Below are 22,906 nucleotides of genomic sequence, written 5' to 3'. Positions count from 1 at the left end.
TGATTGTAATGCAATAGTTTTAAATGCGTTTGAAATCCATTGTTTTGTGGTTAATTAAAAGCGCATATTGCGCTTTTTTTGATCTACACCTTGCCATTTTCATAGTTTCGTTTAAAATCTCGTAACTTTCGAAACGAAACTTAAATGGTTTGCTTAATGACTAAACGAAACACCCAGCAACGTCGTCACCTTATTCTTACTCAAGTTAATGAGTTAGGTGAAGTAGCCGTAGATATTTTAGCTGAGCAGTTTCAAACCTCTGAAGTAACCATTCGTAAAGACTTAACAGCGCTTGAAAAAAGCGGACTATTACTGCGCCGCTATGGTGGCGCGATAGCATTGCCGCAAGAAATTGTAAGCGATGATATTGATTCAAAACGTAAAGTGGCGATTGCCAAAGCCGCAGCAGCACTAATCAAAGATCATAACCGCATTATTATCGACAGTGGTCGTACTACAGCAGCAATGATCCCCGAGCTGGGTAATAAGCGCGGTTTAGTAGTGATGACTAATGCAATTAAAGTGGCTAATCGCTTATTGGCGCTGGAAAACGAGCCAACACTTTTGATGACCGGTGGTACGTGGGATCCGCATTCAGAATCGTTTCAAGGGCAAGTAGCCGAAAATGTTCTATGCTCATATGATTTTGATCAGCTATTTATTGGTGCAGATGGCATTGATGTTGAGCGTGGTACTACTACCTTTAATGAACTAGTGGGCCTAAGCCAAGTTATGGCGGGCGCTGCTCGTGAAGTTATAGTGCTGGTGGAGTCAGAAAAAATCGGCCGAAAAATCCCTAATTTAGAATTACCTTGGCAGCAAGTGACTACGCTTATCACCGACAGCAACTTAGCACTCGATACTCGCCAAGCAATACAAGCGTGTGGTGTGCAGTTGATCTGCGCTGAGCTATAAAATTCGTGTTTATTACAGGCCGACAACACCTGTGATGTTCATTTAAATATTAAACAACACATACAAACCCAAAGTTGACGCTTTGGCATGTACAAAAGGAGAAATTATGTGTGGAATAGTTGGGGCAGTTGCAGAACGCCCAGTAAATAAAATTTTAGTTGAAGGCCTTAAGCGCCTTGAATACCGTGGTTACGACTCAGCTGGTGTGGCACTTTTAGATGGTAATACACTTAATACCGTAAAAGCAGTGGGTAAAGTAGTTAACCTTGAAAACGCGCTTGATGAAGCTGGCGTAAAAGGTACTACCGGTATTGCACACACTCGCTGGGCAACTCACGGCGGCGTGACGAAAGCAAACGCGCACCCGCATATTTCAAACAGCGAAATTGCCTTAGTGCACAATGGTATTATTGAAAACCACGCCAGCTTACGTGAAGCGCTGAAAGGCGATGGTTACGAGTTTTTATCAGACACAGATACCGAAGTAATGGTGCATTTAATTCATCAACTTCGCCAGCAACACACCACTTTACTTGCATCAGTACAAGCTGCGGTTAAGCAGTTTGATGGCGCATTTGGTACAGTAGTATTTGATAAAGCCAACGATAACGAAATTATTGTAGCGCGCTCAGGCAGCCCGTTAGTTATTGGTTTAGGCCTTGGTGAAAACTTTATTGCTTCTGATCAACTTGCATTATTACCAGTAACTCGTACCTTTATCTACCTTGAAGAAGGTGATGTAGCGCGTATCACCCGTAACAGTGTGGAAATTTTTGATGTAGACGGCAATGCCGTTGAACGTGAAGTCATTGAATCAAACATCACACAAGATGCATCAGGTAAAGGTGAATACCGTCACTACATGCTTAAAGAGATTTACGAGCAGCCGCTTGCTGTACGTAACACCCTTGAAGGACGTTTAAACGACGACCGCGTAGCGATTGATGCCTTTGGTGAAAGCGCTCAGCAAATATTTAAAGACGTAAAACACGTACAAATTATTGCCTGTGGTACGTCTTACCACTCAGGTATGGTTGCCCGCTACTGGCTTGAGCAATTTGCAGGTGTTAGCTGTAACGTAGAAATTGCCTCTGAGTTCCGTTACCGTCAGTCGTTTGTACACGAAAATAGCCTGCTAGTAACGATTTCACAATCTGGTGAAACGGCTGATACTTTAGCTGCGCTTCGTTTAGCTAAAGAGCAAGGCTACATGGGGTCAATGACTATTTGTAACGTACCAGGCTCATCGCTAGTACGCGAATCAGACCTTGCGTTTATGACCAAAGCCGGTGCTGAAATTGGTGTAGCCTCTACTAAAGCATTTACTACACAGCTTGTTGGTTTGTTAATGCTTACTGCGTCTATTGCGCAAGAGAAAGGCTTAGATCAAAGTACGATTGTTAACGCTATTAAATTGCTTCCAGCTAAATTAGAAGAAACGCTACTATTGGCTGATGGCATTGCAGACCTTGCAGAAGAGTTTGCTGATAAACACCACTCACTGTTTTTAGGTCGCGGGTCGCAATACCCAATCGCAATGGAAGGCGCACTTAAGCTTAAAGAGATTTCATACATTCACGCAGAAGCCTATGCAGCAGGTGAGCTTAAACATGGTCCATTAGCATTGATTGACGCAGACATGCCAATTATTGTTGTAGCACCAAACAACGAATTGCTTGAAAAGCTTAAATCAAACGTAGAAGAAGTCCGTGCTCGCGGCGGCATCATCTATGTATTCGCTGATAAAGACTCACACTTTGAGTCAGACGAAACCATGCGTGTGATCAACGTAAATCATGTAGATGACGTAATTGCTCCAGTTGTATATACAATCCCGCTACAGTTACTTTCGTACTACGTAGCGGTCATTAAAGGCACCGACGTTGACCAACCTCGTAACTTAGCAAAATCGGTTACAGTTGAGTAAGAAAAAGCGCGCAAGCGCTTTTTTTGTGGGTGAACAATAAAGTTTCACCCCATACAATAAAGTATCATACTGGTTATTTTCTTAATGGGTCCAATTTTCAAAAGTTGGACCGCCTAAAACTATAGATGGTCAAAGATAGAGCCTTTGCTAGGAGTGAAAAGCTTTTCATAGTACTTTGTTGCATATTCGTCTGTCATTCCAGAAACGAAATCACAAATTACCCTCATTTGCTTACGCTTTACTAGGTCTTTAACTGATAGTCTCTCTTGTTCTTCTTTCGATAGCCCATCAAGTACTGATTTGGCTGCGTTTTCCCAAATTTTTTTAGTTTTGTTGGGTAGGAACCTCTCAGGATCTGTTGCCAATACCTCGAAGAGCTCAATTATTAGTTTTTGGCCCTTGAACTCAAGCTGTTGGACATTTTCATTGTTGATAACAAGCTTCTTAACCAAATCAAATATTGCTTTCATTAGGTTCTCAACATCGCAAATGAGCTCAACATTCAATCTTAAGAGAGGCTCTAAGCATTGGGAGTCATTTTCGACTATTTGGGTATTACTAATCATTAGGTTTACTAGAGAACCTATAGCGTCTTTGCGTGTATAGCTTGACTCAAAAAGATCTTTTGTAATTTTGTCATACGCACAATCTGGTCGCATGGTACTAATTTTCGCAAATAACTCTTTTCTTTGCCTGCCACCTACTTCTTCTTCAAAGTAGCGCTTCCAATCACTTTGACGGATAAGTTCCAGAGACAAGGCATCTTCAAAGTCATGCAAACTGTATGAGATGTTATCTGCTAGATTCATGATTGAGCAGTCTAATGATTTATATTTTGTAAGTTTATGCTCGGTTTCTGGAGAACGGCGATCCTCATCATTCTTTGGCTTGTATTCCATGCTTGCAGTAAACTTTTCTTTCTCTTCCTGTGAGAAAGGTTCGAGGATGAACTCTACAATGTCTTTATCATCATCATGATAGCATTTTGGCGGTTTTTGTTTCGCGGCTTTAAATAACCAGTTCGGTGTGTCTTTAGTCTTTGCATCATAAGCCATGTCATTAAGTAAAGAACTATATGCTGCCGGATATTTCAATACACCAAGTAGCATTCTGCGTGTTGGGTTTAAGCCATATCCTTCAAGATATTTATCTAAAGTCCCAAGAATTCTTAAAGTCTGTCCATTTCCTTCAAATCCACCATAATCTCTCATACAGTAATTTAAAGCTACCTCACCGCCGTGTCCGAATGGTGGATGCCCAATATCATGTGCTAGACAAATAGCAGTGATTAATTCTTTTGGTGGTAGCTTATTGGCGTTTTCTACATTTTTCTTACTCAGATACTGTACGATCCCTCTTCCTATTTGTGCCACTTCCATAGAGTGAGTTAGCCGAGTCCGATAGAAGTCGCTTTCCCCTAACCCTAGTACCTGAGTTTTAGATTGTAGTCTCCTAAATGCCGATGAGTGAATTAACCTAGCTTCATCTCTGTCGTATGCTTCACGATGGTCGTCGGCTCTGGGTGACTGCTCTATTCTACGCTCTTTCCAAATTTCTTCTTCTTGGCTCATAGTTCCACCATATTGTTCCTTGATTTTAAAAACGTGTATTTGCTGCGTATTCTCATGACTTTGATCACCGATTCTCATCAGCTTTGATCACCTGATTTATCATTTTGTAGAGCCGTTTTTAAATTAGCTTAACTGATCATCATCAGTCAATTTATTTAACTGTTTTCGTATCGATTCTCCTTTTAAGTTCAACTTAATTGAACCATGAATTAGCCTATCTAAAATGGCGTCAGCATGGGTTGATTCTCCTATCATTTCATGCCAGTTTTCCTGTGGTAGCTGGCTTATAATTATGTGTGATTTATACCCATACCGCGCATCGATTAATTCGAGTAAGTCACCTCGTTGCTGTGCACTCAGTGGTTCAAGCCCCCAGTCGTCTAAAATCAGTAGATCATACTTTATTAACTTCGCCAGTAATTTTCGGTAACTACCATCTGCTTGGGCTAGAAACAGGCTTTCAAGTAGTTCCTTCAATCGAATATAGTAAACACTTTTTCCTTGTAGGCAGTGCTCATGCCCTAAGGCACATGCGAGGTAGGTTTTTCCACAGCCCGTTGCGCCGGTGATTAAGATATTTTGGTGTAAGTTCAGCCAGCTATTTTGGCTTAAGTTACGTATCTGTGCTTTTTCTATATTACGTGCCGGTGAGTAAATCAGTTGATTTAACTGAGCCGGTAAGCGGAATTTAGCGTGTCGCACTAGCCGGTCGATTTTTCTTTGCTCACGCGTATCAATTTCATGAGTGAGCAATAAACTGACGCGCTCTATAAAGCTTTGTTCTTGATATAGATTTGGCTGTTCAAGCTGTTGCTTGAGTGCTTGCTTTATACCGGATAACTTGAGTAGTTGAAGTTGCTGGTTAATGGTGTCTATCATGTTTGCATTCCTTAATGGTAATAATCTGTGCCACGTATGTTGCTATGTGTAATTGGCTTTTCTGGCTCTGTTTGCTGTGTGGGTAACGGTTGTTGATCCAACCCTTTCTTCAGCATCTGCTTTATTGATTTAAGTGTGGTCGTATTCATTATGATTGCGCGATAGCACGCTTGCTCAAGCCGCTCTTTTGAATAGATTTTAGCTAAACTTAACACCCCTAAACAGGCGCGATAAGCGTGCTCGGGGTGACGCCGTCCACTGAGCTGTAACTCAACAACTTGGTGGGTATACTCTCCAATACTTAATGCCCATGAGCGTAAATTTATCGGTGACTGCTCATGCTGTTTTTGATGCGCCAGAGGCATATGATGAGGCTGTGTTGTATGCCCACCTAAACGATGTGAGCGCGGATGCTGTGCGATTAAGGTATCGTCATGATAAAGCTGTACTAGCTGATTGGTTATGTGTGCGCGTAATTGTTTCTTAACCCACTGATACGGCACACTGTAATAATGTTTCTCTATTTCAACATGATAATCAATGTGTACTCGCACCGTTTTGATTTGTGTATAGTGATAGAGCGATTGGGGTCAGATCTTGACTTCAGACATCAAAATCTTTTTTAAAAAATGGCTAACGATTAGGGTTTATAGAGCCTGCTTTCCTTTAAATAAAAGGTGGAATATTACAGTGAACAAAGGCATGAATAAACTGACCTTACGGGGTCAAACGAAAGTGAATGCCCAGTGACAACTGTATTGCCTTGTTCATAACATAGAAAAGCTGCAAAACAGGCTGCATTAAAAAAGGGGAGCCTTTTTAAGCCGAAATATGCCAATCAAGCAACTGTAATTCCCTCTAAAACATCTATTAAAACAACCGCACATTCTCTTTTTATATTTTATGTAAACTAGCGATAACTGATTGAATCAAAATAGGAACTCGGCTATGGTTAATGCATCAATAAAAATAAATTAAAAACGAGTTATTCTACAGGCTCGTTAGGCGGATGATATGAAAGAGAGCGAGCATATTATTCAAGCAAGGAGAAAGGAGTATCTGGCAGGCAAAGATATTGAAGGGTTCACTCCTGAAGAGTACAAATTAATCAATTCTAAGGGATATTGGTTAAAAGCACTTGCATCAGGAGATTTAGAGCCACAAACAGAAGCTCAAGCCAATTTTATTGAAGTTTGTAATGGTAATCGTGAACCTGAATCAGAATACGAAAAAGCTTGGGTGAAATACCAATCTCTAAATATTGCCTTTCTTATGAGCAAAAAGATCGCTCAAGGTAATTTTGAAATCATCCAGATGCTATCTCAGGAGTTGCCAGATTTAGTCTTTGATAAGTTAATCAATTACCTGCGTAAAGAAGAGGATGAGTGTTCTGATTCAATTTCAAGATTAAAAATGCAAAAAATGATCATCAAAATACGAGATATTCAAAATAAAGGAAAAAGCCAAACGCGCTTCAATATTACTAATTGGGGTGGGTTACATGACTTTGGCTTATAAACTAGATGCGCCTAACAAGGGCAGGCAATCTGACAGTCAAAACTGTCACTCGTTTTTCCATAAACCCGGCAAAACAAGCGCCATTTTTGCCTGCAGTTGCTGCCGGCGTTAGCCCTAAAGGAGAATTAAATGAATTTGGCAAAAGTAGCTGGTAATTTTATTAGAAGTCGTGGTAGTGATGTCAGTGTATATAGCGATGAAACTTTAGACGGTTCTCCTTTGCTTACTGAACGTGCTTTAAAGAACTCGAAAAAAGGGACGGGTCAGGTAGTGTTCCAATTTCTAGAGCCTCAAAACATTGAGATTGGACACATTATTGTTCAGACAGGAGCTAGAGATCGCTGGGAAGTTACAGATGTAGAGGATGTTTTAGTTCAAGGCACTTTTTCACATTTCGCCGCTTATGTAAAAAAGTTGGGTGCAAAGAAACCTGAAACTAATATTAGCTCTGTGCAGAATATTACATATAACGTGAGTGGTCCTCATGCTCGTGTTAATAATCATTCCGTCGACAACTCAACAAATATGAGTGTTCAGGCAAATACCGACCTTGAATCTCTATTCGCACAACTAAGAGATGAAATTCGGTCACAAGATGTTGAATCTAGTGTCATCAATGAAGCTCTTGAGGTTGTAGATGTAATAGAGGTTCAATCTAAGCAAGCAAAACCTAACAAAACCATTCTAGGTTCGATGCTAAATGGTCTCACAAGCTTACTTCCGCATGCGGGTAGCATAGCTAGTATCGGTTCAATGATATTAGCGGCTACGTCAAGCTAGGGCTAACAAAGCAATTCCCAACACTTGGCATTTTTCATTCCATCGTTGGGTTTTGTGTTTAAGGTGGTATGGTTAAGTTTCGTGGTAACGTTGCTTACTCCTTACCGGGCGTTACCGAATAAATACTCTAACGTGTTTTTGTCCAAAAATGAGTTTACATGACCGTCTGCTTCTCGCTCTAAGCCGTCATTCAGTTTTAATCATTCATCGTTTGGTTTCGTTGCTCTCAACCACAACCTAAGGTGATAAATTTAACGCCGAACTGTTTTGGCTTTTCCTAGCGCCTAGAACCTCCAGCCTAGTACCTTTCCTTTAATGCTTAATGACTCGCTTGCAGGCAATTAAGCCACTCATCGGGTTCAGCTAAAATAAACTCTAGATGATAATTTTCTTTGGTGGTTATTTTGATTCCAGCGGTGGTAATCGGGATTAAACCGCCGGCTTTAGCTGCGCATTTTTCGACATGGGAAATGTTATTAAGTTTGATGGCATAACAACCCAAGTTAAGTTGTTTATTGAGGGCTTCAAAATGCAGCAGGTTATCAGTAAGAGTAAGGCGGCCATCAGCTTTAGCAACACCCAGTTGTAATGTTGCATAACAACGTTTTAGCTGGGTGATTTTAGATTGTGTAGCGCTCATTATTCATTCCATCGATTTTTTTATTTTATTGAGTGTATGTTGCTAAATTAAATGTGTCAATTATGTAAAGTAAATGTTTTTAATTGTTATTTTAAACAATACTTTACAGAAAGTTTTTAGCGCGGTGGTGCATTTTTTGTTGTTTATTAACAAGTACAAAAGCAGCTACGACTAATACCATTTGAGTGGCTAGCGCGCACAACGTTAACATCAAATCCATACGGTTATCAGCGCGTTGCACTAAGCTTAATTCGATAAACCACGCTATGGCGAGCATTAAAACAAGTGAGCCATGTAAATAACGTTGCAGAGTTATTTTAAACTGAAGGTGCTTCCATTGACTAAATATAAGCAGCGCTAAGCTAATTAACGGGATCAAAAATAGGCTAATAAATGCAATGACTAAAAGTGGTTGCCATGTGCTATTCGTCAGTTGCGTGGTATTTATAAAGTAATCATTACAACCCGTTAAAAGTGTAAAACAAAAAAGTAGGCTAATTAATTTTATTGGCAATGTTGTTATCGTCATGATTTATATGTGTTCTATTGTTAGTTATTATGCCTTGCTTTATATAAGTAAGGCTTAATGGATGGTTGTATTTAAAAATAGTTTAAACGTAGGTGTTGTTTTAGCTTAATTAAGCATGCGCCATAATTAACTCTTTTGCGTTAGCTTTGGCTGTTTTACTGATGTTATCACCACCAAGTAAACGGGCAATTTCATCAATACGGCCATGTTTACTGAGTGGCAACATTTGTGTAAAGGTTTCGCCATTGGCAATTTCTTTGGCCACAAAAAACTGCTGATGCCCCGAGCTGGCAACTTGCGGTAAATGGGTTACGCAGATAACTTGAGTCGATTTGCCTAATTGACGTAAAAGCTTGCCTACAGCTGCTGCAGTTGGTCCAGAAATACCTACATCCACTTCATCAAAAATAAGCGTTGGCGTAGTGACTTTTTGCGCAATAATAACTTGTATCGCTAAACTTATGCGTGACAGCTCACCACCTGAGGCAACTTTTGATAACGGTTGTAACGGTTGGCCTGGGTTAGTTGAGACTAAAAAGGCTACATTATCATAACCTAGGCTGTTTGGTGCTTTTTCAGGTTGTGGTGTAAGGGCTATTTCAAACACACCATTTTCCATTGATAAATGCGCCATGCTTGCACTGATCAATGTATTTAATGTCTGCGCTGCCTCATGACGGCTTTCACTTAGGGCTTGCGCAGCTTGCTGATAAGCTGCTAATGCTTGGTTAATTTCACCTTCAAGTTGCGTTAAACGGGTCGAGTTATTACTAATCGACTCAAGCTCTTGTGTGATACTTTGGTGAAACTCAACTAAGTCCTCTGGTTTAATATGGTGTTTACGTGATAAATCCATCGCACCACTTAATCGTATTTCAACGTCGATTAGTCGGCTCGGATCAAGTTCAGCTTGCTCTGCATAATTACGAATTTCACGACTCGCTTCCTCAACTTGCACAGCCGCTTCTTCGAGTAAAGCAGCCACACTAGCTAGGCTTTCATCAAACCCGGCAAGCTCAGCAAACTGCTGCGCGCTATGTTGTAATAGGGAACAGGCATTTTGCTCGTCATTTTCGTATAAGCTTTGTAACTCTCGTTGGCATGCTTCAATAATAGTTTGGCTGTGGCTGAGCTTATAATGCTCGGCTTCAATTTGCGAAAATTCATCTGGTTGTAAAGCAAACTCATCAAGCTCAGCTACTTGGTACTCTAATAATTGCTTTTGCGCTGCTTGTTGCAACTGGGCTTGTTCGAGCGCGGTAAATTCTTTTTGTAAGTTTTGGCAATTACGATAATGCTGGCGCACTGCTTCAACCAGAGGTTGATGACCTGCATAAGCGTCTAATAGCTGGAGTTGATGTTCGCTTTTAAGCAAATATTGGTGAGCATGTTGACCATGAATAGAGATCAAGTACTGACCGATTTCTTTTAGTTGGGCTGCAGTGACTGGGGTGCCATTAATATAACTTTTGCTGCGGCCATTTTTACACACCACACGACGAAGTAAGCACTCTTGCTCATCATTCGATAGCAAATGCTGTTCTAAAAACTGCTTAGCCAAGGGGAGGTTGGTTAAATCGAAGGTGGCGCATATTTCAGCGCGCTCAGTGCCTGGGCGAACAGCTGAGGCTTCGGCACGTTCACCCAAACATAAAGATAAGGCATCAATAGCAATAGATTTACCGGCACCTGTTTCACCCGTAATGGCTGTCATACCGCTTTGCCACTCGGTGCTTAAATTGCTTACAATTGCAAAATTTTTAATCTCTAACCCAGTTAACATACTGTTCATCCATCCAGTCAATTAACTGTTAATTTATACAGTGTTTTGGGTTTTTGCAAATTAATTTTTAATGTCGCTATCTAGTTTATTACTTACTCACTGGTTGATTTCTCAAAATTAGTTTCAGGATCAAGAGGTTTGACATAATCTTCAGGATTCGCAGATAAATCATCAGTGCGTAAAACTTTAATCATGGATGGTAAAAGTTCATGGTAAAACGTTTTATTGTAAGCAAAGCCGGCTATGGGTAACTCAGCCACAAAAAAATCTAAGCGTTCAGCTAGTGCATCTCGTTCACCTGTTACATAAGTTTTTGCCAACTCACTACTAATCGTGCTGATCAATGACTCGTTTATGCGTTCAAGATACAATAAGTTTTCATCAGTATGAGGTTGTACGACAAAGAAATTACTGGCAATAACTTGTATTCTTGGGATGTATTTAGGACGAATTATTTTTGCGTCGCAGTACTCATTTAATTTTATTTTTAACTGTTGAGTTACTTCTTTAACGCGATTATTGAATAGCTTTTTTTGCGCTTCAAGCGCTTTTCGGCGATTATTTTCAATCACCAAATAGCTGCCAAGCAGCGTTATCAGTAATAATAAAGCAAAGAAAACAACATACGTCATTTCGGTTTGATTTCCCTTGAAAAGGTAATAAATGAATTCAGCTTATTTTGCTCTAAAGTCTGAATGAGCGCAATAAAATTAATATAAACGACTACCCCAGTTGAGCTTAGTGCGAAGTACATGATAGTAAGAGTAGTCTTTGGGGTGGATCAGGCGTAGTTTCTTATCTGCTTTTTTAATTATCACTTCATCGCCAGGCAATACAGCAAGCACCACATGACTATCGCAGCTGACTTGTAAGCTGTCGGTATTCTCTAAGCTGAGCTTTAAGCGTACTTCGTTATCGGCATCAACCACTAATGGTCGGCTTGATAATGTATGCGGAAACATCGGCACTAATGATATTGCATTTAGTTCTGGGGTCAAAATGGGCCCGCCACCCGACAGCGAATAGGCTGTTGAGCCCGTAGGGGTTGAGACAATTAAACCATCAGAGCGCTGAGAAAAAACAAAATCGTTATTAATGAAGGCTTCAAATTCAATCATGTGAGCGACTTTATCGGCATGTAAAACGGCTTCATTCACTGCTGAGTTAGCACTTTTTAATTCACCATGGCGATAAACTGCAACTTCTAATAAAAAGCGTTTTTCTTCAAGATATTGACCACTTAATACTTGTTCTAAACTAGCTTCAAAGCCTTCTGGGTTTAAATCTGTTAGAAAACCTAAATTGCCTCTGTTTACGCCTATAACAGCAACATCAAATCGGGCTAATACCCTTGCTGCGCCAAGCATATTACCATCGCCTCCGACCACAATAGCGAGATCGGCACGTTCGCCAAGCTCAACCAGTTTGACTAACTTTTCCTTGGGGACATTGGTTAATTGATGACCGGTTCTCTGCTCTAATAACACGTCAAATCCTAACGCATTTAAAAAAGTGTATAAGCGCTGTAAAGTTGCAGCTGCACCACTGTGATTTGGTTTGCCAATTAAACCTATGGTTTTAAACGGTGATTCCATGATAAACGCATCAATAGTATTAATATCAGTAGAGTAACTCAAAAGTGACAAGTTTGAAAATAACCTTGAAATAAACTCACTACGCCCCGATATCCCCAGTATGCAGCAAGATGTAGATACTATGAATTTAAACCCTCGAGATCAGCAAATATTTTCCGCCGTGATGAGCCTGTACTGTAATGGTGAAGGTCAACCTGTCGCGTCAAGCCGTATTGCCAAACAAAAAGGTATGGCTGTGTGTTCTGCAACAGTTAGAAATGCGATGTCGCGCCTAGAAAAAATAGGCCTGCTGTATTCACCGCATACTTCTGCTGGACGGGTACCTACTAATGCCGGATTTGATTATTGGCTAAGTGAATTTTTCCCTCTGTCGCAGATTGCGCAATATTGGCAGCCTGGACAAGCGCAATTAGTCGAGATGGCGCATGGTATAAGCCAGCGTTATCAAGTATGTTGCTGCGTTGGTCTGCCGCAAGTAAGTTCTCAACACGTTTTTAGAGTTGAAGTATTAGATTTTGACAGCAATGATTGGCTTATTTTACTGTTAGATAGAGCAGGGCAAAGCCATAACATTTGTATTCATAAGCCGGATGATGCCTCTGACACCGTACGTTATCAATTTGCTACTTGGCTTAATACTGTATTCAGTCAGCAAACTTTAATGGAAGGCTTGTACCGTATGCAAGCAATGGCAAATACAGCACCACGAAACTGTCATGATTCGTTAAATCAATGGACCCGTGAGCTGAGCCATAAATTAGGCTCAGATAACAGTATCGTGGTCGGCGAAAATTATTTATATCGGCAAATTGATTGTGAACAAAGCTTAAATATTGGTGTCTCATTTTTGAACTTTGTAGAAGATAAGTTAGCTTTTAAAAATGGTGTGTCGGTTTTAAATACGTCACAATTGCCATTTACTGATTGTGACGAACTGATGGTGATCAGCGTGCCGTATTTTCAAAATCAAGAATATCAAAGTCGTTTTTGTGTAATTTGTCCTAAATCGGCGCAAATTGAAGCAATCATTCAAGAATTTAAATTAATCGAGTCATCTGGCTCTTGAATCTTTTGATTCAATCCCCATAATTACCGCAATTGAAAAGTATTGGAGCACTTAAATTATGTCTGAGCAGACAAAATCACCAGAGCAAGAAGTTGAATTAAACGAAGAATTAGAGCAAATGCAAGCAGACGTTGAAGCGGCTGTAGAAGCTGCTGACGCGCACGAAAGCGAAGAAGTTAGCCCTGAAGCTGAAATTGCTATGCTTTATGCTGAGCTTGAAGATGCGAAACAAACTATCGCAAACCAAAAAGATAGCGTAGTACGTGCCGCTGCAGACGTTGATAATATTCGTCGCCGTGCTGCACAAGATGTAGAAAAAGCGCATAAATTTGCACTTGAAAAGTTCGCTAACGAATTATTACCTGTTATTGATAATCTAGAACGTGCTATTGAGTTCTCAGACAAAGAAAACGAAACCTTAAAGCCATTGCTTGAAGGGATTGATATGACAGTTAAGAGCTTCAACGATGCGGTTGCAAAATTTGGTGTTGAAATTGTTAACCCACAAGGTGAGCAGTTTAATCCTGAATTCCACCAAGCAATGTCGATTCAACCAAGCAATGATGTAACACCTAACACTGTATTAGCAGTGATGCAAAAAGGGTATACATTAAATGGTCGTTTATTACGCCCTGCAATGGTGATGGTATCTAAAGCAGCTGAATAAAGAAGTCGCTTAGTAAAAAAATGCCCGTTAACTACGGGCATTTTTTTTGTTTCTAGCTCGGTGCCAAAGCTGGGCTATTAGTGTTAATACTAATGCGCTGAACATTAAGCTTGAAAATGGTACCGCACTTTGTGCATGCATTAAGGCTAAAATTGGACCGACTAATGCACCGCTGCCAAAGCGCAATGTACCAATAACCGCCGTAGCGGTGCCAGAACGCTCTTCAAACTGCATTAAGATCAATGCATCAGCATTACTAGCGGTAACCCCTAAACTCATCATCAGAGGAGCAATAGCTGCAACAATAAAATACAGCGATAGGTGTAATATGCTAAATGTGAGTAGGGCACTGCCAGCTACAAAGCCGACCGCTAATCCATAATACAGCATTTTTCGTGAACCAATACGTGGTACTAGGCGGGTATTTAAAAAGTTACCAAACATTAGCGCCATGACATTGAAAGCAAATAAAACACCAAATAATTGTTCTGATACTTTAAAGTAGTCAAGGTATACAAAGGGCACTGCGGTTAAAAAGCAAAAAAAGCCGAATGAGACAAACATTGAGCTGGCTATATCTGCTCGGGTATCTTTATTTTTAAATACGGTTTTATAGCTATCGAAAAATAGTGCAAAGCCTTTCATCGGGCTTTTGAAAATAGGGATATCGATTAAGTATATTTGTACCAAGGCTAAAATAACAAAGCTGTAACTGGCCAGTACTAAAAAGATTGTTTGCCAGTGAGATAAGCCCATGATCATTGATCCAACCGTTGGCGCGACTAAGGGCGCTACCATCATGATCATCGATACATACGACATTCCTTTCGCAGTATCTTGTTTATAAATATGACGAATTATCCCTGGCACCACAACGGTTGCTGCAGCACCTGTGAATGCTTGTACTCCCCGCAAAGCCCAAAATAGGTGAATGTCATTACAAAAGGCCAATGCGAAAGAGCTTAAGCCAAACAATGCTAAGCCGACCTTCGTTAACACGCGACGACCAATTTGATCTGCGATTGGGCCAAAAAATAGCATTCCCAGCGCATAGCCAGCTAAATATATGCTTAACGATATTTGTACATTAGGCATTGTGGTATTAAGGTCGTTAGCAATGACTAACATTGCCGGAAGATACATATCGATTGCCAGTGGCGTAATTGCAACAATACTGGCGAGTAAAGGTAATAGAATGCGTTTATTTAAAGAAACCGAGTCCTGCATGACTAACCCATTAAACAAAAAGAGGCTGCTATTGTAACAGCGACAATTAGTCTTGGGTACTTAGTTTGCATGCTAACTATCGCCTTTAACAGAAATATAACGCAACAGATGTTTTTACTGGCAGTCGATATATTCAATTGCAGGCTGGTTTGCTATTCTAAGAACAATTAAATTGTTAGTTAAGAGAATACAATGAAAAAATTAGTTTTGGCTGTGCTTGCCACCGCTGTATTAGCGGGTTGTAAAACATCACCAACAGGGCGCACGCAAATTGCGCTTTATTCTGATCAACAAATGAGTCAGATGGGTCAGCAAAGCTTTGCTGATATGAAAAAGAATCAAAAAATTAATAATAATCCTCAAGTAAATGCGTATGTAAAGTGTATTGCTGACGATGTGATTGCAGTATTACCGCAACAGTACGCAACTCAGGCGTGGGAAGTGGTGGTATTTGAAGACGATTCAGCTAACGCGTTTGCATTACCCGGTGGCTATATTGGTGTGCATACAGGGTTGTTAAAAGTGGCTGAAAATCAAGATCAGCTAGCAACCGTTATCGGGCACGAAGTAGGGCATGTAATTGCTGAGCACTCTAATGAACGCGTATCACAAAGTTCCTTGCTACAAACAGGTATGCAAGCGGGCAGTGCCGCACTTGAAATGGGCAATGTACAATATCGTAACGAAATTATGCAAGGTCTTGGTTTAGGTGCGCAGTACGGCGTTATTTTACCATTTAGTCGCTCTCATGAATCTGAGGCCGACCAAGTGGGTTTAGATTTAATGGCAAAAGCCGGATTTAATCCAAAAGAATCCGTAACACTTTGGCAGAATATGAGTAAAGCAGGCAGTGGTAATACACCTGAATTTATGTCTACTCACCCAGCACCTGCTAACCGCATTAAAGAGCTACAAGCAAAATTGCCACAAGCATTAAATGAGCAAAAAGCAGCAAAAGCGGCGGGTAAAAACCCACAATGTAAGCTGTAATAAACTTTTTTGGTGATATAAAAAAAGCCTGTGAACTGATGTTCACAGGCTTTTATTATTCTAAACGCTAGTTATGCGTTTTCAACAGCAGTACGTGGATCTACGTATGGCATGTTGAAGGCTTCAGCAACTTCTTTGTAAGTTACTTGGCCTTTGATCACGTTAAGACCTTTAAGGAAGTTAGCGTCATCTAGTAATGCTTTCTTATAACCTTTGTTTGCAAGGTTAATGATGAAAGGCAATGTTGCATTGTTAAGTGCGAAAGTAGATGTACGTGGTACAGCACCTGGCATGTTAGCAACACAGTAGTGAACAACGTCATCAACGATGAAGGTCGGATCAGCGTGAGTTGTTGCTTTAGACGTTGCGATACAACCACCTTGGTCAATTGCAACATCAACAATTGCAGAGCCAGGCTTCATTGCTTTAATGTGTTCAGCAGTAACTAGTTTAGGTGCAGCAGCACCAGGGATAAGTACGCCACCAATTACTAGGTCAGCTTCAAGTACATGCTTTTCAAGTGCATCAGCTGTTGAGTAAATCGCTTTAACTTTATTACCAAACTGAGCGTCAAGTGCGCGTAGTACGTCAATGTTACGATCAAGTACGACAACTTCAGCACCAAGGCCAACAGCCATTTGTGCTGCGCTACGACCAACCATGCCGCCGCCAATAACAACAACTTTAGCTGGCTCAACACCCGGTACGCCGCCAAGTAGCATGCCACGACCATGGTTTGATTTTTCAAGCGCTTGTGCACCAGCTTGAATAGACATACGACCAGCAACTTCACTCATAGGCGCAAGTAGTGGCAAACCACCGCGTGAATCAGTTACTGTTTCGTATGCGATACAAATTGCTTTGCTTTTGATTAGGTCTTCAGTTTGTGGAAGATCTGGTGCAAGGTGTAAGTAAGTGAAAAGAATTTGGTCTTCACGTAGCATTGCACGTTCAACGGCTTGTGGCTCTTTTACTTTTATAATCATCTCTGCTGTTGCGAAAACCTCAGCAGCAGTTGCTAGAATTTCTGCACCTGCCAGTGTGTAATCTTCGTTAGTGAAGCCAATGCCCATACCTGCATCAGATTCAACAAAAACTTGGTGGCCGTGGTTTACTAACTCACGAACACTAGCAGGGACCATACCTACACGGTATTCATGGTTTTTTATTTCTTTAGGTACACCGATAATCATAATATTGCCTTAATAGAACGGGATAAAATTTTTCACTATTATATTCATGTACTGGCAGTGTGTCTCACCTTTTTTAATCGGTATTCTAGTGATATAATCTGAAAACACCATTTAAACAGTACAAAAAACTAGTCGTTATTATGCATGAGTTATTAGACCGTATTGACCGTAAGATTTTAATAGAGCTACAGCACGATGGCCGAGTATCTAATGTTGAATTAGCTCGACGTGTGGGGCTCAGTGCAACGCCTTGTTTAGAGCGTGTAAAAAAGCTCGAACGCGAAGGTTACATCGTCGGTTATAAAGCCGTGGTTGACCCTGCTAAACTTGGGCAAGGTTTGTCGGTGTACGTCGAAGTGACAATCACTAAAACATCACCTGATGTGTTTGATGAATTTAGTGCTGCAGTTAAAAAGCATGATGAAATTATCGAATGCCATTTAGTCTCGGGTAACTTTGACTTTTTACTAAAAACCCGCGTAAATGATATGTCTGAATATCGTGGTGTATTAGGGGATATTCTGCTCAAGCTACCGAACGTTAGTGAAAGCCGTACCTATGTTGTTATGGAAGAAGTAAAAGGCGAGCAAGGGGTGATTATTCGCCCATATATCGGCTGAACTATGCGCTATTTTTTAGTAACGACTTAAGTTGTATTATTGATACATGCGCGATTAATAAAAACCTGTTCATAATCAGGCCATCATGGTTAAGATAAAGTGCAACAAAAAGTATTTCCTGCTAAGGTATTCCATTGCTAAGAATGAGTACAAAGAAGTACAAAGAAAAATGAGGAATAGCGAGTTATGCGCCTAAATGGTGTACAAAGACTATTAGAAACCGGTTTAATAATTAGCACCTTTGCCGCAATATTTATATTGTGTGCGCTGGTAAGCTTTGATCCTGCTGATCCGAGTTGGTCGCAAACAGGTTATGACAATGTAAGAAACATAACTGGAGCTGCAGGTGCGTGGATCGCCGATATTTTATTGCTGACATTTGGCTGGTTAGCTTATTTTGTGCCAGCTGCACTACAAATATTCGGCTACTTATTATTTAAGCAACCTCATAGAATATTTCAACTCGACTATACAACGTTATCGCTTAGAGTGATTGGTTTTGCATTATTTATCACTTCAGCAACGGCTATCAGTAGTATTAATTTTGATGATATTTATAATTTTTCATCCGGTGGGGTAGTCGGTGATGTGATAGCTTCAGCGATGATGCCTGCATTTAACTTTACCGGTACCTCGATTTTATTATTATGTTTCTTTTTTGCTGGATTAACATTATTAACAGGCGTGTCGTGGGTGCAATGTGTCGATTTTATTGGCGATTTGATCATGCGAGGTTATCGTTTTATTGCCCATCACTTAAAAGCATGGTTACAACGCGAACGCACTGCAAATACTGAAGTTGCAATTGAACAAGACCCTGTTAATGAGCAACAGACACGTAAAGAGACACCCGCCATTCGCTTTTCAGAACCAAAAGTGGATATTGATAGTGCGGTGTCAAATCAAGACTCTCATCCTGCATTTGATGATTTGGATGACATTCTGGATCAAGAAATTAATTTTAGCGCCATTGATGATGAACCAATGGACACTGCGGCTGCCTTAAATGCGCTTGATCAAAGCCATGTTACAGAGCCTGAAAAACCAGTTACTACTGTGGTTTCGCCAGCAAGACCAATGCCAAAACCAAAGAGTACCTATCAGCCTCCACCTACCGCAAAAGAAAAGTTTGAGCAGCTACTCGAAGAAAAGCCGCCAAGTACGCCATTGCCTACGCTTGATTTGTTAGATAGACCTGATAAAGCCAAAAACCCAATTTCACCAGAAGAGCTTGAAGCTGTATCGAGGTTAGTTGAAACTAAACTCCTTGATTTTAACGTTCAAGCTACGGTTGTTGCCGTATACCCTGGACCTGTTGTAACCCGTTTTGAGCTTGATTTAGCGCCGGGTATTAAAGTTTCTAAAATTACTGGTCTTGCTAAAGATTTAGCCCGCTCGCTATCAGCGGTTAGTGTCCGAGTGGTTGAAGTTATTCCGGGTAAAACCTATGTAGGGATTGAATTACCTAATAAACACCGCGAAATAGTGCGGTTATCAGAAGTAATCGACGCGCCAAAATTTGAGCAAAATCCATCGCCACTGACTATGGTCTTAGGTAAAGATATTGCCGGTGAACCAATCTGTGCTGATTTGGGTAAAATGCCGCATTTACTGGTGGCAGGTACCACAGGTTCAGGTAAGTCAGTGGGCGTTAATGTAATGATATTAAGCTTACTGTACAAATCAGGCCCTGATGATGTGCGTATGATCATGATTGACCCGAAAATGTTGGAACTTTCTGTTTACGAAGGTATCCCACATTTACTGTGTGAAGTGGTCACCGATATGAAAGAAGCTGCCAATGCGCTGCGTTGGTGTGTAGGTGAGATGGAACGTCGTTATAAGTTAATGTCGGCGTTAGGTGTTCGTAACTTAAAAGGTTACAACCAAAAGGTATTGGATGCGAAAGAGGCGGGTTACCCGATTCTCGATCCATTATTTAAAGATACTGATGGTATGAAAGAAGGACCAGACGAGTTAGGTAAGTTACCGAGTATCGTGGTGGTGATTGACGAATTTGCTGACATGATGATGATTGTTGGTAAAAAAGTTGAAGAGCTAATTGCCCGTATTGCGCAAAAAGCCCGAGCGGCAGGTATTCATTTAATACTAGCAACACAGCGCCCATCGGTTGATGTAATTACTGGTTTAATTAAAGCGAATATCCCAACGCGAATGGCGTTTCAGGTATCGAGTAAAATTGACTCGCGTACCATCTTAGATCAACAAGGCGCAGAAAACCTGCTAGGTATGGGTGATATGCTCTATTTACCGCCGGGCACCAGCGTACCGATACGTGTACATGGCGCGTTTGTTGATGACCATGAAGTACATGCGGTGGTGAATGACTGGAAAGCACGTGCAAAACCAAATTATATAGACGAAATTTTAAATGGTGACGCCACTGAGGATATTTTATTGCCAGGCGAAGCCAGTGAAAACGCGGATGAAGAATCAGATCCGCTTTATGATGAAGCCGTGTCATTTGTTGTTGAAACAGGCAAAGTGTCAGTTTCAAGTGTGCAGCGAAAATTACGTGTTGGTTACAACCGTGCCGCACGTTTAGTTGAACAAATGGAAACATCGGGTATTGTAAGCGCACCAGGTCATAACGGTGCCCGTGATGTATTAGTGCCCAATGGTGGAGCAAATTAAATGAAACAAATTAAATATTTAGCCTTAGCAATTAGCTGTTTTTTATCAGCATCAGTATTTGCAAGTGACAGTGCAACGGATGACAGCCAAGCATTACAAGATAAACTGGCCGGTTTAAAGAGTTTTCAAGCGCAATTTGCGCAGCAAGTTAATGACGACCAAGGCCAATCAATTATGCAAGGTGAAGGTACTATCGCCTTGCAACAGCCAATGATGATCCGTTGGCAACAAGCGAGCCCTGATGACACGTTATTTGTATCAAATGGCGATAAAACCTATTACTTCGACAGCTTTGCTGAGCAAGTAACGATTATGAATACTCACAGTTTGATTGATTCAACACCGTTTGTATTACTTACCTCCAAAGATCCGGCGCAATGGCAAAAGTACCAAGTACACGCCACGGATACTGGGTTCAGTGTTACACCTAATAAAGGCGTTGAAAGCCAAGTTGAACAGCTGGATATTGTGTTTGCAGCAGATAAAGTAGGCTTAGCATCATTACTGGTTAAAGACAGCTCAGGGCAATCATCTACGTTTACTTTTAGCGACACTAAAGTAAATCAAAGCCTTGCTACTTCAACCTTTGAGTTTAGTATTCCAGAAGGCGTTGAAATAGACGATCAAAGTCAAGGTGAGTAATTTAGGCTTTAATTTTGGCCCCGATGTGCGCCCACTTGCGGCGCGCATGCGACCAACCAGTTTAGATCAGTATATTGGCCAGCAACATCTATTAAGCCAAGATAAGCCTCTCTATCAAGCTATTTTAGCAGGGCGTTGCCACAGTCTTATTTTGTGGGGGCCGCCGGGCGTTGGTAAAACGACCTTAGCGCAAATTATTGCCAACCATGCCGATGCGGCGCTGATTCAAATGTCGGCGGTAACGGCAGGCATTAAAGACATTCGTGATGCGGTGAGTGAAGCGCGTACTAACCTTGAAGGTCGTGGCCAACGTACCTTACTGTTTGTTGACGAAGTACATCGTTTTAATAAATCTCAGCAAGATGCGTTTTTACCACATATAGAGGACGGTACCTTTATTTTTGTTGGTGCTACCACCGAGAATCCCTCGTTTGCACTAAACAATGCGATTTTATCGCGAGCACGAGTATATGTCCTAAAATCGCTGCAAGACACTGATTTACATCTTGTTATTGAGCGAGCGCTTGCAAGCGATGATGAACTGAAAAATAAAACGGTGGTACTTGCACAAAATGCTAAACAAGCGTTGTGCCAAGCCAGTGATGGCGATGCTCGTAAAGTGCTTAATTTACTTGAGCAGGCGATTGATTTAACCGTAGAGCAAAACGGCCAATACCTAGTTGATGAGCACGTACTCAGTCAAGTATTGCCAACGCATTTAGCCAAGTATGACAAAGGGGGGGATGAATTTTACGATTTGATCTCAGCCTTTCATAAGTCAGTTCGAGGTAGCTCCCCAGATGGTGCTTTGTATTGGTATTGTCGTATTTTAGCCGGTGGCGGCGATCCGCTGTATGTTGCAAGGCGGTTACTCGCCATCGCCACTGAAGATATTGGTAATGCTGATCCGCGTGCCATGGAAGTGGCCCTCAATGCATGGGATATATTTCAGCGAGTTGGACCAAGTGAAGGCGAGCGTGCAATTGCACAAGCTACGATTTACCTAGCTAGCGCACCGAAGAGTAATGCGGTGTACGCGGCGTTTAATCAAGCCAAAGCGGATGCGCAGAACGAGCCAAGTTACCCGGTGCCAGAGCATTTACGTAATGCACCAACCAACTTAATGAAAGACTTAGGCTATGGTGCTGAATATCGCTATGCGCACAATGAAGAAGGCGCCTATGCTGCAGGAGAAAAGTACTTTCCAGAGCAGATAGCCGATAAGCAATATTACTTTCCAACGGATCGTGGCTTAGAACAAAAAATAAAGCAAAAGCTCGACTATTTAAAAGAGCGCGATCATCACAGTGACATAAAACGCTATGACAAGCCTTAAGATATATCTCATGATTGCCGCAGGAGGAGCCTCAGGCGCCTGTTTACGGTTTTTTATTAGTGAAACCATGCTAAAACTACTTGGTAGGGGATTCCCTTTTGGCACGTTGACGGTTAATATTCTTGGTTCATTGTTGATGGGCGTATTATACGGTTTGATAGAGCGCGAAATTATCACCGTTAGCCCCGCTAAAACCCTTATAGGGATTGGCTTTCTAGGTGCTTTGACCACCTTCTCGACATTTTCAATGGATTCGTTGTTGTTATTGCAACAAGGTCACTTTTTTAAAATGGCCCTTAATATCACCTTAAATGTGGTGGTGTGTATTTTTATGGCTTGGCTGGGCCTTCAGCTGGTAATGCAAAAAGGTTAA

The 22,906-nt window shown here is 41.1% G+C and carries 21 protein-coding genes and 2 pseudogenes; 13 read left to right on the top strand and 10 right to left on the bottom strand.

Annotation, left to right across the window (positions count from 1 at the left end; translation table 11 throughout):
- Nucleotides 1-156: 156 nt before the first annotated feature.
- Nucleotides 157-915 (top strand): DeoR/GlpR family DNA-binding transcription regulator, encoded by a 759-nt coding sequence (locus FW757_RS19900; RefSeq protein ID WP_446441598.1) that lies wholly within the window; start codon nucleotides 157-159, stop codon nucleotides 913-915.
- Nucleotides 916-1,021: 106 nt separating this feature from the next.
- The gene (glmS, locus tag FW757_RS19895) at nucleotides 1,022-2,842 is read left to right on the top strand and encodes a glutamine--fructose-6-phosphate transaminase (isomerizing) (RefSeq protein ID WP_182760551.1); all 1,821 of its coding nucleotides are present in this window, start codon (nucleotides 1,022-1,024) and stop codon (nucleotides 2,840-2,842) included.
- A 119-nt stretch (nucleotides 2,843-2,961) separates the two neighbouring features.
- On the opposite strand, the gene FW757_RS19890 is transcribed toward glmS, so the two are convergent.
- The 3 genes and pseudogenes from FW757_RS19890 to FW757_RS19880 all read right to left on the bottom strand — a co-directional run.
- Nucleotides 2,962-4,491 (bottom strand): anti-phage deoxyguanosine triphosphatase, encoded by a 1,530-nt coding sequence (locus FW757_RS19890; protein WP_446441597.1) that lies wholly within the window; start codon nucleotides 4,489-4,491, stop codon nucleotides 2,962-2,964.
- Between the two features lie 45 nt (nucleotides 4,492-4,536).
- Nucleotides 4,537-5,292, bottom strand: coding sequence for an IS21-like element helper ATPase IstB (gene istB, locus FW757_RS19885; protein WP_446441596.1), 756 nt, complete (start codon nucleotides 5,290-5,292; stop codon nucleotides 4,537-4,539).
- Nucleotides 5,293-5,303: 11 nt separating this feature from the next.
- Nucleotides 5,304-5,870, bottom strand: a pseudogene (locus FW757_RS19880) (Mu transposase domain-containing protein); the annotation flags it as partial.
- Nucleotides 5,871-5,973: 103 nt separating this feature from the next.
- Between FW757_RS19880 and FW757_RS19875 the strand changes: the two are divergent.
- The 3 genes and pseudogenes from FW757_RS19875 to FW757_RS19865 form a co-directional block, all read left to right on the top strand.
- Nucleotides 5,974-6,042, top strand: a pseudogene (locus tag FW757_RS19875) (transposase); the annotation flags it as partial.
- Between the two features lie 264 nt (nucleotides 6,043-6,306).
- Complete coding sequence (gene maoP, locus FW757_RS19870; RefSeq protein ID WP_182719391.1) at nucleotides 6,307-6,810, top strand: DUF413 domain-containing protein; 504 nt, start codon at nucleotides 6,307-6,309, stop codon at nucleotides 6,808-6,810.
- Nucleotides 6,811-6,939: 129 nt separating this feature from the next.
- The gene (locus FW757_RS19865; RefSeq protein WP_182719390.1) at nucleotides 6,940-7,590 is read left to right on the top strand and encodes a hypothetical protein; all 651 of its coding nucleotides are present in this window, start codon (nucleotides 6,940-6,942) and stop codon (nucleotides 7,588-7,590) included.
- Between the two features lie 319 nt (nucleotides 7,591-7,909).
- On the opposite strand, the gene FW757_RS19860 is transcribed toward FW757_RS19865, so the two are convergent.
- From FW757_RS19860 to nadK, 5 genes are all read right to left on the bottom strand, one after another.
- Nucleotides 7,910-8,230, bottom strand: coding sequence for a hypothetical protein (locus FW757_RS19860; RefSeq protein ID WP_145242196.1), 321 nt, complete (start codon nucleotides 8,228-8,230; stop codon nucleotides 7,910-7,912).
- Between the two features lie 103 nt (nucleotides 8,231-8,333).
- Nucleotides 8,334-8,759, bottom strand: a complete 426-nt coding sequence (locus FW757_RS19855; protein WP_145242198.1) for a hypothetical protein — start codon at nucleotides 8,757-8,759, stop codon at nucleotides 8,334-8,336.
- Nucleotides 8,760-8,868: 109 nt separating this feature from the next.
- Nucleotides 8,869-10,542: a DNA repair protein RecN gene (recN, locus tag FW757_RS19850; RefSeq protein ID WP_446441595.1), complete on the bottom strand. Its 1,674-nt coding sequence runs from the start codon at nucleotides 10,540-10,542 to the stop codon at nucleotides 8,869-8,871.
- A 92-nt stretch (nucleotides 10,543-10,634) separates the two neighbouring features.
- Nucleotides 10,635-11,174, bottom strand: a complete 540-nt coding sequence (locus tag FW757_RS19845) for a hypothetical protein (protein ID WP_182768141.1) — start codon at nucleotides 11,172-11,174, stop codon at nucleotides 10,635-10,637.
- A 78-nt stretch (nucleotides 11,175-11,252) separates the two neighbouring features.
- Nucleotides 11,253-12,137 carry an NAD(+) kinase gene (nadK, locus tag FW757_RS19840; protein WP_145242288.1) on the bottom strand — a complete coding sequence of 295 codons (885 nt, stop codon included), beginning with the start codon at nucleotides 12,135-12,137 and terminating at the stop codon, nucleotides 11,253-11,255.
- A 100-nt stretch (nucleotides 12,138-12,237) separates the two neighbouring features.
- Between nadK and FW757_RS19835 the strand changes: the two genes are divergently transcribed.
- On the top strand, nucleotides 12,238-13,203 hold the full coding sequence (locus tag FW757_RS19835) for an HrcA family transcriptional regulator (RefSeq protein WP_446441594.1): 966 nt from the start codon (nucleotides 12,238-12,240) through the stop codon (nucleotides 13,201-13,203).
- A 58-nt stretch (nucleotides 13,204-13,261) separates the two neighbouring features.
- Entirely contained in the window at nucleotides 13,262-13,870 is a 609-nt protein-coding gene (gene grpE / locus FW757_RS19830) for a nucleotide exchange factor GrpE (RefSeq protein WP_182719388.1), read from the top strand.
- Nucleotides 13,871-13,897: 27 nt separating this feature from the next.
- Here grpE and FW757_RS19825 read toward each other — a convergent pair whose 3' ends face one another.
- Nucleotides 13,898-15,097, bottom strand: coding sequence for a Bcr/CflA family efflux MFS transporter (locus tag FW757_RS19825; RefSeq protein WP_182768140.1), 1,200 nt, complete (start codon nucleotides 15,095-15,097; stop codon nucleotides 13,898-13,900).
- Between the two features lie 192 nt (nucleotides 15,098-15,289).
- Here FW757_RS19825 and FW757_RS19820 point away from each other — a divergent pair, with 192 nt between their 5' ends.
- Nucleotides 15,290-16,087 carry a M48 family metallopeptidase gene (locus tag FW757_RS19820; protein ID WP_145242210.1) on the top strand — a complete coding sequence of 266 codons (798 nt, stop codon included), beginning with the start codon at nucleotides 15,290-15,292 and terminating at the stop codon, nucleotides 16,085-16,087.
- Between the two features lie 71 nt (nucleotides 16,088-16,158).
- Here the strand turns inward: FW757_RS19820 and ald are convergent, their stop codons facing one another.
- On the bottom strand, nucleotides 16,159-17,280 hold the full coding sequence (gene ald, locus FW757_RS19815; RefSeq protein WP_149982720.1) for an alanine dehydrogenase: 1,122 nt from the start codon (nucleotides 17,278-17,280) through the stop codon (nucleotides 16,159-16,161).
- 140 nt (nucleotides 17,281-17,420) lie between these two features.
- Between ald and lrp the strand changes: the two genes are divergently transcribed.
- From lrp to crcB, 5 genes are all read left to right on the top strand, one after another.
- Nucleotides 17,421-17,900: a leucine-responsive transcriptional regulator Lrp gene (gene lrp / locus FW757_RS19810; protein ID WP_145242214.1), complete on the top strand. Its 480-nt coding sequence runs from the start codon at nucleotides 17,421-17,423 to the stop codon at nucleotides 17,898-17,900.
- 186 nt (nucleotides 17,901-18,086) lie between these two features.
- Entirely contained in the window at nucleotides 18,087-20,555 is a 2,469-nt protein-coding gene (locus tag FW757_RS19805) for a DNA translocase FtsK (protein WP_182740749.1), read from the top strand.
- Nucleotides 20,556-21,197 carry an outer membrane lipoprotein chaperone LolA gene (lolA, locus tag FW757_RS19800; protein WP_149982719.1) on the top strand — a complete coding sequence of 214 codons (642 nt, stop codon included), beginning with the start codon at nucleotides 20,556-20,558 and terminating at the stop codon, nucleotides 21,195-21,197.
- On the top strand, nucleotides 21,190-22,533 hold the full coding sequence (locus FW757_RS19795) for a replication-associated recombination protein A (RefSeq protein WP_145242220.1): 1,344 nt from the start codon (nucleotides 21,190-21,192) through the stop codon (nucleotides 22,531-22,533). Before lolA ends, FW757_RS19795 begins: the two co-directional genes overlap by 8 nt.
- Before the next feature lie 10 nt (nucleotides 22,534-22,543).
- A complete protein-coding gene (gene crcB, locus FW757_RS19790) occupies nucleotides 22,544-22,906 on the top strand; it encodes a fluoride efflux transporter CrcB (RefSeq protein ID WP_392352509.1) in 363 nt (120 codons plus the stop codon).

This window comes from Pseudoalteromonas sp. 1181_04, assembly GCF_052850545.1.
Note: the sequence above shows the minus strand (reverse complement) of the source record. Positions and strands in the feature narration are given on the sequence as shown.

Coding starts and splice junctions, on each gene's coding strand:
- FW757_RS19900 (WP_446441598.1), top strand. CDS start 157: ATGACTAAACGAAACACCCAGCAACGTCGTCACCTTATTCTTACTCAA.
- glmS (WP_182760551.1), top strand. CDS start 1,022: ATGTGTGGAATAGTTGGGGCAGTTGCAGAACGCCCAGTAAATAAAATT.
- FW757_RS19890 (WP_446441597.1), bottom strand. CDS start 4,491: ATGAGAATCGGTGATCAAAGTCATGAGAATACGCAGCAAATACACGTT.
- istB (WP_446441596.1), bottom strand. CDS start 5,292: ATGATAGACACCATTAACCAGCAACTTCAACTACTCAAGTTATCCGGT.
- maoP (WP_182719391.1), top strand. CDS start 6,307: ATGAAAGAGAGCGAGCATATTATTCAAGCAAGGAGAAAGGAGTATCTG.
- FW757_RS19865 (WP_182719390.1), top strand. CDS start 6,940: ATGAATTTGGCAAAAGTAGCTGGTAATTTTATTAGAAGTCGTGGTAGT.
- FW757_RS19860 (WP_145242196.1), bottom strand. CDS start 8,230: ATGAGCGCTACACAATCTAAAATCACCCAGCTAAAACGTTGTTATGCA.
- FW757_RS19855 (WP_145242198.1), bottom strand. CDS start 8,759: ATGACGATAACAACATTGCCAATAAAATTAATTAGCCTACTTTTTTGT.
- recN (WP_446441595.1), bottom strand. CDS start 10,542: ATGTTAACTGGGTTAGAGATTAAAAATTTTGCAATTGTAAGCAATTTA.
- FW757_RS19845 (WP_182768141.1), bottom strand. CDS start 11,174: ATGACGTATGTTGTTTTCTTTGCTTTATTATTACTGATAACGCTGCTT.
- nadK (WP_145242288.1), bottom strand. CDS start 12,137: ATGGAATCACCGTTTAAAACCATAGGTTTAATTGGCAAACCAAATCAC.
- FW757_RS19835 (WP_446441594.1), top strand. CDS start 12,238: ATGCAGCAAGATGTAGATACTATGAATTTAAACCCTCGAGATCAGCAA.
- grpE (WP_182719388.1), top strand. CDS start 13,262: ATGTCTGAGCAGACAAAATCACCAGAGCAAGAAGTTGAATTAAACGAA.
- FW757_RS19825 (WP_182768140.1), bottom strand. CDS start 15,097: ATGCAGGACTCGGTTTCTTTAAATAAACGCATTCTATTACCTTTACTC.
- FW757_RS19820 (WP_145242210.1), top strand. CDS start 15,290: ATGAAAAAATTAGTTTTGGCTGTGCTTGCCACCGCTGTATTAGCGGGT.
- ald (WP_149982720.1), bottom strand. CDS start 17,280: ATGATTATCGGTGTACCTAAAGAAATAAAAAACCATGAATACCGTGTA.
- lrp (WP_145242214.1), top strand. CDS start 17,421: ATGCATGAGTTATTAGACCGTATTGACCGTAAGATTTTAATAGAGCTA.
- FW757_RS19805 (WP_182740749.1), top strand. CDS start 18,087: ATGCGCCTAAATGGTGTACAAAGACTATTAGAAACCGGTTTAATAATT.
- lolA (WP_149982719.1), top strand. CDS start 20,556: ATGAAACAAATTAAATATTTAGCCTTAGCAATTAGCTGTTTTTTATCA.
- crcB (WP_392352509.1), top strand. CDS start 22,544: ATGATTGCCGCAGGAGGAGCCTCAGGCGCCTGTTTACGGTTTTTTATT.